Raw genomic sequence first — 9755 nt, 5'->3', positions numbered from 1 at the left:
GATGATCTGCATCTATGTAGCCACCAACCAGATCGAGGCCGACCTGATTCGACTGGAACTTGAGGCCGCCGGCATCCCGGCGACCATCAAGGCTGGCCCGACCCCCATGGGGTCCGGGCCGTATCCGGAAGTCTGGGTCCCGGCCGCGATGGAACTGCAGGCGATGGAGATCGTGGCGGAACTCGAGGCCGGGGACGCCGATTCCACGGGGACGTCGGAGGAGCTGACGCCCTGAGGGGGGCGACGTCCGAGTACCTGATGTCTCAAAAAGTGAGGGGTGATGGGTAAGGGGGCGACCCCCTCACTCCTCACCCCTCACCGTTTCCGGGCAGCTCCCAACGGAGGAGCGGCACCGCCTGAAGCAGGGGAGTACCGCACTGTCGTGGAGATCTGGCAGTTATCCCCACTTATCCTCATGGCTACTTAACATAATACATCTTATACGTCATATTCATATCCCAGAATATCCACCCACCTGAAAGCGATCTAACTAATTGTATGCCAGTGCCTTACAGCGCTAGCCAACAAACATTCCCCGTCGAAAGCTGTCGCTGTAATCTGCCGATGCGATGGTCGCAGCGTCGCTCGCCGTCGACGGCAACCATCGCCCAGTCAGCTGCGTAGTATTCGGTCTGCCCCGCCGAACCTCCTTCGGTTCGGTCCCGGAATTCCTCGCCCCCCTCGTGAGAACTCCATGATTGAACTCCGCCGCCTGGGTGCCACCCTGGGACTCGGCCTCGTCCTCCTGACGCCGACCCTCCTCTCCGCGACCCCTGACCATACCCCCGGGTCGCTCACCGGTCAGGTCACCAATCGGGACCGCCATCCGGTCGCCGGGGTCACGGTGACCATCCGGGCACTGCAGCGGTCCACCACCTCGGACGCCCAAGGTCGCTATCGGCTGGCCGACCTCCCGGACGGACGGTACCGGGTGAGCTTTGCCCAGGGCGGGTTCGCCCCCCGCCTCGAGGACGTCACCATCGCTGGCGCCACCGACCTCTCGGTCCAGCTCACCCCCTCGGCCGTCGCCCTCCCCCCGATCGTCGTCTCGGCGGCCCCGACCCCGGGGACCTCGCTGACCTCCCCCCTCGCCGCCACGGTCCTCGAGGGAGACGCCCTTCGCCGGAGTCAGAGCGTGTCGATTGCTCGGGCCATCGAGCTCCTCCCGGGTGGTCGGTCGCTGACCACGGGTGGGCAGATCGCCAAACCGATGATCCGGGGCCTCTCGGGAGATCGTATCCTGGTGGCCGAGAACGGCCACCGGCTGTCGGACTATTCCTGGAGTGACGAGGACGGCCCGTCCCTCGACGCCCGACTCGCCGAGCGGGTCGAGGTGATTCGCGGCCCGATGTCGCTCCTCTATGGATCCGAGGCGCTGGCGGGTGTCGTCAACGCCATCCCCGCCGCCCTACCCGAGGCCGGTGCCGCCACCCGCTGGCATGCCGAACTCTCCGGGGCGAGCAACAACGCCGAGACCGGGACGATGCTCGGGCTGTCGGGGTCGAAGGGACGCTCCGGGTACCGGCTCACCGGCCTGCTCCGCCGGGCCGCCGCCCTCCACACCCCCAACGGCGAACTCGAGAACACCGGCTACGTCGCGGTCAACGGCGAGGGGGCCTATGCCATCCGGAACGACCACGGCTCGGTGACCTTCCGGGTTGCGCACAACGGCGGCGAGTTCAAGCTGCTCGAGGCCAACGGTCCGGTGGAGGTCCCCGGGGTCAAGGATGCCGGACCGGAGCGGAAGTCCCATGACGAGCGGGTACAGGTCGACGCCGTGCGCGTCGCCGGTGCGTGGCGCCTCAATGGTCAGGCGCAGTTCCAGCAACACGGCCTGATCGAGGTCTCCGACGATGCCAGCGGCACGCCCGGGACCGAGGCCACCGCCTTCGACCTCCGCCTCAACACCATCTCGGCGACGGCCTCGGCGCACCACGACGTCGGCGGGCCCATCGCCCTGACCGTCGGGGCGACCGGAGTGCATCAGTCGAACGCGACGCGCGGGCCGATCCCGCTCGTACCGAACGCCACCACAAACGGAGTCGCAGGGTTCGCGGTCGCGGAGGTCCATCAAGGTCGCTGGAACCTGCTCGTCGGGGCGCGCGGCGATGCCTCCCGGGTCGAGGGGGACCCGAACGCCACCCTCGCCTTCACCGGGGCGAGCAAGTCGTTCTCGGCCCTGACCGGCAACGTCGGCGTGAGCTACGCGCTGACCGACGGTGTCGCCCTGCGCGTCAACGGTGGCCGGGCGTGGCGCTCCCCGAACCTCTTCGAGTTGTTCACGAACGGGCCGAAGGTGTCGGAGGCGCGATACGAGATCGGCGACGCCGATCTTCGGGCCGAAGTCGGCACCACCCTCGACGGGTCGCTCCGCTGGCAGGCGGCTCATGTGCGGGGTGAGATCACCGCCTTCCGTCACCTCGTGCAGGACTTCATCTACATCGCGCCGACCGGCACCACGAATGGCGGCCTCGATGTCTATCAGTACCGGCAGGCGGATGCGTTGCTGACCGGCGCCGAGGCGGAGGCCGAGGTGGACCTGGCTGAGGCGTTCACCGCGCGGGCTCGGATCGACGGTGTCCATGCGACCAACCGGGAGACCGATGCCCCCCTGCCCCTGATCCCGCCCACGCGCAGCGTCATCGGGCTCGAATGGCACAACGCGGCCGCGCACCACGCCCACCTCGGCGTCGACCTGGTGTCCGTGGCCAAGCAGGACCGGCTGGCCGCGCTCGACCTCGCCACCGACAGCTACCATCTGGTCGAGATCGAGGGTGGCGTGCAGCAGATGGTTGGTGGTCGGCTCCTCGAGATCGACCTCGCCGTCCACAACGCCGGCAACGTCGCCTACAAGGACTTCCTGAGCCGCTACAAGCAGTTCGCGCTGAATCCCGGGCGCGACATCATGCTGCGGATCTCGACGGACTTCTAGCCGGCCGCGGGGCCGTCCGTCGCCACGATGTCGACGTCCTTGGTCTCCTTGAGGAACAGGGCACCGACGATGAGCGTCATCGTGGCGATGGCCACCGGGTAGCGGAGTCCGGAGTAGATGTCGCCGGTGGCGGCGACGATCGCGAACGCCGTCGTCGGGAGAAAGCCGCCGAACCAGCCGTTGCCGATATGGTAGGGGAGCGACATCGAGGTGTAGCGGATCTTCGAGGGGAACATCTCGACCAGCATCGCGGCGATCGGGCCATATACCAATGTCACATAAAGGACGAGGATCCAGAGGACCAGCACGACCATCGGCCGGTTGATCGCGGTGAGATCGGCCTTGACCGGATAGCCGGCTTCGTCGAGCGCCTTGCCGAGCACTTCCTGAAAAACGGGTCGCCGTTCCGTGGCATCGGCGGCTGCGGCGTCAAACGACGCGATCACCGTCGCGCCGACGTGCACGACCGCCTCCCCACCGGCCGGCAGCACGAGGTTCAGGTAGGGCACCCCGCGCGCGACGAGCGCGGCCTTCGCGACGTCGCAGCGTGACGTGAACTTGCTCGTCCCCACCGGATTGAACTGCACCGAACAGTCCGCCGGATCGGCCGCAACGGTGACCGGTGCGCGCAGCTGCGCGGCCTCGAGGGCGGGGTTCGCGTAGTGCGTGAGGGCGCGGAAGAGCGGGAAGTACGTCAGTGCCGCGAGCGCGCAACCAAGGAGGATGATCGGCTTCCGACCGATTCGGTCCGAGAGCCTGCCGAAGACGACGAAGAACGGTGTGCCGAGCAAGAGCGACACGGCCACCAGGATGTTGGCCGTCTGGGCCTCGACCTTGAGGGTCTGGGTCAGGAAGAACAGTGTGTAGAACTGTCCGGTGTACCAGACCACCGCCTGCCCCGCCGTCAATCCGAACAGCGCCAGGATCACGATCTTCAGGTTGCCCCACTCGGCGAACGATTCCCGAAGTGGCGCCTTCGACCGGGTTCCCTCCGCCTTCATCGCCTTGAAGACTGGCGATTCGTCGAGCGCGAGACGAATCCACACCGAGACGCCGAGCAGCAGCAGCGAGACGAGGAACGGGATGCGCCATCCCCAGGCCTCGAATGCCTCGGTGCCGAGGGCGACGCGGCAGCCAAGGATGACAAGCAGCGACAGGAAGAGCCCGAGCGTGGCCGTCGTCTGGATCCACGAGGTGTAGGCGCCCCGCTGTCCGTGCGGCGCGTGCTCCGCCACGTAGGTCGCGGCCCCACCATACTCCCCGCCGAGTGCCAGCCCCTGCAGCAGCCGGAGCAGGATCAGGATCACCGGGGCGGCGATGCCGATCGTCCGGTATCCGGGCAGGACGCCGACCACGAAGGTCGAGACGCCCATGATGACGATTGTCACGAGGAAGGTGTGCTTCCGTCCGACCAGGTCGCCGAGCCGGCCGAAGACGAGGGCGCCGAAGGGGCGGACCGCGAAGCCGGCGGCGAAGGCGAGGAGGGCGAAGATGAACCCCGCGGTCGGGTTCACCCCGGAGAAGAACTGCCGGCTGATGATCGCGGCGAGCGAGCCGTAGAGATAGAAGTCGTACCACTCGAAGACGGTCCCGAGGGACGAGGCAACGATGACCCGACGCGCATCACGCGAGGCGTCGAGGGTCGGCAGGGAGAGCGGCGCCGCGGTCACGGGCGGAGCTCACGCATGAAGTGTGGGGGCATGTGGACGAAAGGTGCCCGCGGCGGCGGTGCCGGGGCAAGCGACAGGCGCCTCTGCTCTGCCCAACGTGCTGGCGACGCTACATTCCGGAATGCCCATCATACGCCTTCGCTCCCCGCTCTGCCTCGCCTTGGCACTCCTCGTCGGCCTTGCCGCACCAGTGCACGCTCAGGCACCGCGGGGCGACTCGCTCCAGCTCATCGTCCGTGTCCGCACCGGCGGCGGCCCGCTCGCCGAAGCACGGGTGGCCGCCGGAGCGGCGCGCGCGATGACCAACGCCGTCGGCGTAGCACGGCTGCGACTCGCAGCCGGCCGCGTCGCGCTGCACGTGGCCCGTATCGGCTACACCCCGGACTCGCTGTGGCTGACGCTCCAGCCCGGGCACGACACCAGCGTGGTGGTCGATCTCGAAGAGTCGATCACCAACCTCGCCAGCATCGTGGTGACCAGCACGCGCGGCGCGAGTCGGATCGAGGAGGCGCCCACACGCGTCGAGGTCCTCGCCGGCGAGGATGTCGCCGAGAAGACCGAGATGCGCCCGTCCGACGCGACCGGCTTCCTGAGCGAGATGGGTGGGGTCCGGATCCAGCGCACCGCCGCCTCCACAGGTGCCGCCGGTGTCCGACTCCAGGGACTCAGGCCGCGCTACACGCTGATGTTGTCGGACGGGTTGCCGCTCGTCGGCTCGGGGTCAGGCCTCGACATCCTGCAGCTGCCGCCGGTGGATCTGCGACAGGTGGAAGTGATCAAGGGACCAGCCACCGCGCTCTACGGCCTCTCCGCACTCGGCGGCACGATCAACCTGATCTCGAAGCGGCCGAACGCCGATCGGCCGGAGCGCGACCTGCTGGTGCAGCAGTCCTCGCAGCGCGGCACCAACGCCTTCGGTTGGTACTCGCAGGCCTTGTCGCCGAGTTGGGGCATCACGGCGATGGGGGGGGCGCATACCCAGTCGCGTCGCGACCGCGACGCCGACGGATGGGCGGAGATGCCCGGCTTCACGCGCGTCGAGGCCCGGCCGCGGCTGTTCTACGACAGCAGGCACGGTTCCTCCCTCCTCGTCACCGTCGGCGGGATGCACGAGGATCGCGACGCCGGCTTCATGCCGGGCCGGCTGGCCCCCGACGGCACGACCTACACCGAGGCGTACGGCACGACACGCGGCGATGTCGGCGCCATCGGGCACACGCTCCTCGGCGGCACCCTGCTGCAGCTCAGGGCAACGGCAAGTCGCGAGACCCAGCAGAAGCGCTTCGGCCTCGCCAACGAACGGACGCAGCGCGATGCCAGGTTCATCGAGGCGTCGTTGAGCCGGATGGTGCACGGACACGACCTCCTGATCGGTGCCGCTGGCCAGCGCGACGAGAATAGCGTTCGCGAGGCACCCGGGCTGGACTACGCCTGGACCACCTGGTCGGCCTTTGCGCAGGACGTCTGGCACGTGGCCCCTCGACTGGCGGTCACCGGGAGCGCCCGCGCGGATGATCATTCGCGCTACGGGACGCTGGTCTCTCCCCGACTCTCCGCGCTCTACACCATCCGGCAGGGGCTCACGGCCCGCGCCAACTACTCGAGTGGGCGCAGCGCCCCGTCGCCGTATGTCGAGGCGACCCAGGCCGTCGGCGTCCGGCGCATCCTTGGCTTCGCGGGGATTCGCCCGGAACGCGCCCGCTACGCGTCCGCGGACCTGACCGGCACGGCCGGTCCATTCGAGTTGAGCTTGAGCGCCTTCGACACGCGGATCACGGACGCGGTGGAATCGGAGGGCACGCAGGGCGCGCTCGTGTTGCGCAACGCCGACGCGCCCGTGACAGCACGCGGAGCCGAAGCGTTTGCCACGTACAATGTGCAGAACTTTTTCGCCACGGCGCTCTATACCTACACCGATGGGCACGAGTCGGTGTTCGGGACGACTTCCGTTCGCGAGACGCCGTACTTTCCGCGGCACACCGGCGGCATCGACCTCACGTGGGAGAACGCCGAGAGCGGAACGTGGATCGCACTCGAAGGCTTCTACTCCGGGACACAGCAGACCGAGGAGGACCCGTTCATCAGTCGCACGAAGCCGTACACGGTCGTCGGTCTCCTCGTCGCGCAGCAGTTCGGCGGCATTCGCGTCTTCCTGAGCGCCGAGAACCTCACCGACGCGCGTCAGACCGACGTGGCGCGGATCGTCCTCCCCTCGCGCGCCTCGGATGGCCGCTGGACCACCGCGCCGTGGGGCCAGCTCGAGGGGCGCGTCGTCTCCCTTGGCGTGCGCTGGAGCGCGCAGGGAAAGCCGCACGGCATCGGCGCCACGCAGTGACCTCTACCCAACCTCGCGAGACCCGCATGCCCCTTCCCTGCCGCGCCGCCGTCATTGCCTTCCTCCTGCCCGCCGCACTCGGCGCCCAGGAGATCCGCCTCGCGAACCAGCACCCGACCGTCGTGACGGCGATGGCTTCGATACAGCAACTGCAGGCGTGGACGCTCCAGCAGCAGATATCGATCTGCGAGATCCCCGCGCCGCCGTTCAAGGAGGCCGTGCGCGCCGGCGAGTTCAAGCGCCGAATGATCGCCCTCGGCTACGCCGACACGCGCATCGATGCGGTCGGCAACGTCATCAGCCAGCTCGGCGCCGGGGGCGGGCCCACCGTGATGTTCGCTGCGCACCTCGATACCGTCTTTCCGGAAGGGACCGACGTGAAGACGACCCGCACGGGCGACCGGATCGCCGGGCCAGGAATCGGCGACGACTGCCGCGGCCTCGCGGTGCTGCTCACGCTGGCGAAGGTGCTGAAGGAAACCGGACTCACGCCCGCGGGGCGGGTGTACCTGGTCGCCAACGTTGGCGAGGAGGGGCCGGGCAACCTGCGCGGTACCCGTCACCTCTTCGGCACCGAATTCCCTGGTACCATCAACTACTTCGTGTCGGTCGACGGCGGGGGCGGCGCCGAGATCGTCTCACGCGCGGTCGGCAGCCATCGCTACACCATCTCCTTCGCCGGTCCCGGGGGGCATTCCTTCGAGGCATTCGGCATGACGAATCCGGCACATGCCCTGGGACGCGCGATCGCCCATATCGCCGACCTGCAGCCGCCGGCTGGCGCCAAGACCACCTTCAATGTGGGAATCGTGCGCGGTGGGACGAGTGTCAACACGATCACGCCGCTCGCGCAGATGGAGGTGGACATCCGCTCCGAGTCCGCCGAGAACCTGCTCGAGATGGATCGGCGCGTCCGAGCCGCCGTGGCGCGCGGGGTCGCGGAGGAGCTGGCGCGCTGGCCGGCGTCGAAGGCCCCGATCACGGTGCGCTACGACACCATCGGCATCCGGCCGACGGGTGGCCAACGCGACGACGCCTATCTCGTGCGCGTCGCGAAAGCGGCGGCTGGCCTGCTCGACGACGGCCTCACCTGGATGCCCCGCACGATCGCCTCCTCCACCGATGCGAACATCCCGATCTCCCTGGGCATTCCGGCGATCGCGATCAACGGTGGTGGTGGCGGCGGTGGCGCGCATGGCGCGTCCGAGTGGTACCAGGAGACCGCGGACGCCTGGAAGGGCCCCCAGTATGCATTGTTGATCCTCACCGCCCTGACCGGAGTGGCTCGATGACCTTCCACCGTTTCGCGAGCGTCGCCGCCCTCCTGCTGCTGGTGCCGGTTGCGGCCCCGGCTCAGTCGGGTCAGGTGGCCATCGTGATCAACACCGAACGCGGCGAGATCCGCGCCGTGCTCGACAGCGCACGCGCACCGATCACGGTGACCAACTTCCTGCGGTATGTGGACGCCGGGCTCTTCAGCCAGGGTGCCTTCCACCGGACCGTGACGCCCGACAACCAGCCGCGCGACTCGGTGAAGATCGAGGTGATCCAGGGACGCGCGCGCCGTACGTCGCCCGGACTCCGGCTTCGCGCCGATCCCGCTCGAGCGGACCGGCATCACCGGATTGCGGCATGGCGATGGCGTGCTCTCGATGGCGCGGAGCGGCCCGAACAGCGCCACCTCCGCCTTCTTCATCACCATCGGCGCGCAGGCGGCCCTCGACGAGGGGGGCCATCGCAACCTCGATGGCCAGGGGTTCGCGGTGTTCGGGAGGGTGACGTCAGGCATGGACGTCGTGCGCATGATTCAACAGGCCCCACACACCGACCAGAACCTCACCCCACCGATCGTGATCACTGGGATTCGGCGCGCGGCGTCGCGCTGATTACCGTCGCGCCTCACTGCGCCAGAAGTCGATCCCGCCGGCCATCTGGCCGACGTCGAGCGCGGCAACGCGCTCCATCCGCAGCAGGTCGATCATCTCGAGGGTCCCCGGTTCGCTGCCGTACCCCTCGACCGAGATGAAGACGTAGCGGTCATCGTCGCTGACGACCGCCCCGTGGGGGAAGCGGCGCCTGGTCGGAATCCGTGCGAGCTCACGGCCACTCGTCACGTCGAAGATCGACACCGATTGCGCCCTTTTGTTGGTGGCAATCAACCGGGTGCCGTCGTGGGTGATCGCCAGATTGTAGACACCGGTCCCCGCCGGGATCCGCCGCACCAGTGCCCAGGTCGCGACGTCCACATCGGCGATGTCGTTGGAACCGTTGCAGGCGACGAAGACGTGCCTGCCGTCCGGGGAGGGCTGCGCCCACGTCGGCGAGCACTTCCCAGCGGCCGGCGTACCCGTCGCCCCCATCGCGTGGGCGGCGGGTGTCCCCGCCATCCCGTGTTCCCCGCCCTTGGTCAGCACAAAGTGCCGCGCCACGGCAAACGTGGTGGCATCGATCTCCACCAGCGCCTCGTCCATCATGCAGGTGGAGTACTGCCGGGTCCCTGCCGCGTTGAGGCGCGAGCCATGGGGCATCGTGCAGGTCTCGACGCGCGCGACCTCGAGCATCTGGTCAGCCGCGACGATGGACACCGACGAGGGCACCATGTCGCCGTGGAGATTGAAGTTGACGACATACACGTAATGCCCATCGGGCGAGACTTGCATCGATGCGGGGAAGGAACCGAGCTCGACCCGGCCGAGCTGCGCCCCAGTGGCGGTGTTGTACTTCCACAGCGAGCCAAACGGCGTTCCGTGCGCGGTGGTCACGAAAAAGGTCGCGCCTCCTGGCGCCACGGCGAGCCCGTGCGGTCCATCCGGCTCGC

At 68.4% G+C, this 9755-nt stretch carries 6 protein-coding genes and 1 pseudogene; 5 read left to right on the top strand and 2 right to left on the bottom strand.

Features of this window, described 5'->3' with window-relative positions; genetic code table 11:
- Position 1: 1 nt before the first annotated feature.
- The gene (locus IPP98_16200) at positions 2–235 is read left to right on the top strand and encodes a DUF2007 domain-containing protein (GenBank protein ID MBL0180626.1); all 234 of its coding nucleotides are present in this window, start codon (positions 2–4) and stop codon (positions 233–235) included.
- A 459-nt stretch (positions 236–694) separates the two neighbouring features.
- The gene (locus IPP98_16195; protein ID MBL0180625.1) at positions 695–2932 is read left to right on the top strand and encodes a TonB-dependent receptor; all 2238 of its coding nucleotides are present in this window, start codon (positions 695–697) and stop codon (positions 2930–2932) included.
- Here the strand turns inward: IPP98_16195 and IPP98_16190 are convergent.
- Entirely contained in the window at positions 2929–4602 is a 1674-nt protein-coding gene (locus tag IPP98_16190) for an MFS transporter (protein ID MBL0180624.1), read from the bottom strand. The two genes, IPP98_16195 and IPP98_16190, sit on opposite strands and share 4 nt — an antisense overlap.
- A gap of 121 nt (positions 4603–4723) precedes the next feature.
- Between IPP98_16190 and IPP98_16185 the strand changes: the two genes are divergently transcribed.
- The 3 genes and pseudogenes from IPP98_16185 (at position 4724) to IPP98_16175 (ending at position 8823) form a co-directional block, all read left to right on the top strand.
- Positions 4724–6937, top strand: coding sequence for a TonB-dependent receptor (locus tag IPP98_16185; protein ID MBL0180623.1), 2214 nt, complete (start codon positions 4724–4726; stop codon positions 6935–6937).
- 26 nt (positions 6938–6963) lie between these two features.
- A complete protein-coding gene (locus tag IPP98_16180) occupies positions 6964–8229 on the top strand; it encodes a M20/M25/M40 family metallo-hydrolase (GenBank protein MBL0180622.1) in 1266 nt (421 codons plus the stop codon).
- Positions 8226–8823, top strand: a pseudogene (locus IPP98_16175) (peptidylprolyl isomerase). Before IPP98_16180 ends, IPP98_16175 begins: the two are co-directional and overlap by 4 nt.
- On the opposite strand, the gene IPP98_16170 reads toward IPP98_16175, so the two are convergent.
- Positions 8824–9699: a YncE family protein gene (locus IPP98_16170; protein ID MBL0180621.1), complete on the bottom strand. Its 876-nt coding sequence runs from the start codon at positions 9697–9699 to the stop codon at positions 8824–8826.
- Positions 9700–9755 lie beyond the last annotated feature (56 nt).

Source organism: Gemmatimonadota bacterium (assembly GCA_016720805.1).
In the GTDB taxonomy this organism is placed as follows: domain Bacteria; phylum Gemmatimonadota; class Gemmatimonadetes; order Gemmatimonadales; family GWC2-71-9; genus Palsa-1233.
The sequence above is the reverse complement of the archived record's forward strand: the minus strand, read 5'-3'. Positions and strand labels throughout refer to the sequence as shown.

Coding starts and splice junctions, on each gene's coding strand:
- IPP98_16200 (MBL0180626.1), top strand. CDS start 2: ATGATCTGCATCTATGTAGCCACCAACCAGATCGAGGCCGACCTGATT.
- IPP98_16195 (MBL0180625.1), top strand. CDS start 695: ATGATTGAACTCCGCCGCCTGGGTGCCACCCTGGGACTCGGCCTCGTC.
- IPP98_16185 (MBL0180623.1), top strand. CDS start 4,724: ATGCCCATCATACGCCTTCGCTCCCCGCTCTGCCTCGCCTTGGCACTC.
- IPP98_16180 (MBL0180622.1), top strand. CDS start 6,964: ATGCCCCTTCCCTGCCGCGCCGCCGTCATTGCCTTCCTCCTGCCCGCC.